The sequence below is a fragment of the Flavobacterium hibisci genome (assembly GCF_020026925.1).
Classification (GTDB): domain Bacteria; phylum Bacteroidota; class Bacteroidia; order Flavobacteriales; family Flavobacteriaceae; genus Flavobacterium; species Flavobacterium hibisci.
Genome location: NZ_JAIQDW010000054.1, coordinates 1 through 680 on the forward strand (window position 1 = coordinate 1; position 680 = coordinate 680).

Here is a 680-nt window from a genome sequence, read left to right on the forward strand (position 1 = left end):
CTAAGAGCATGTGGTGGATGCCTTGGCGATGATAGGCGACGAAAGACGTGATAGCCTGCGATAAGCTTCGGGGAGCTGGCAAATAAGCTTTGATCCGGAGATTTCTGAATGGGGAAACCCACCCGCAAGGGTATCGCATACTGAATACATAGGTATGCGAAGCGAACCTGGAGAACTGAAACATCTAAGTACCCAGAGGAAAAGACATCAACCGAGATTCCGAAAGTAGTGGCGAGCGAAATCGGAACAGCCTTCTAGTGATAGTCAGACGGTTAACAAAACGGAATGGAAAGTCCGGCCATAGTAGGTGATAGCCCTGTATGTGAAAACCGACTGGTGGTACTGAGCTAGAGAAAAGTAAGGCGGGGCACGAGAAACCCTGTCTGAATATGGGGGGACCATCCTCCAAGGCTAAATACTCATCATCGACCGATAGTGAACCAGTACCGTGAGGGAAAGGCGAAAAGAACCCCGGGAGGGGAGTGAAATAGATCCTGAAACCGCATGCTTACAAAAAGTAGGAGCCCGCAAGGGTGACTGCGTACCTTTTGTATAATGGGTCAGCGACTTACATTCAGTGGCAAGGTTAACCGAATAGGGGAGCCGTAGAGAAATCGAGTCCGAATAGGGCGTCCAGTCGCTGGGTGTAGACCCGAAACCAAGTGATCTATCCATGGCCA

At 50.1% G+C, this 680-nt stretch carries 1 rRNA gene; it reads left to right on the forward strand.

Annotated elements, in window-relative coordinates:
- Positions 1 to 680: ribosomal RNA gene (locus K8B81_RS20805) — 23S ribosomal RNA — on the forward strand; the annotation flags it as partial.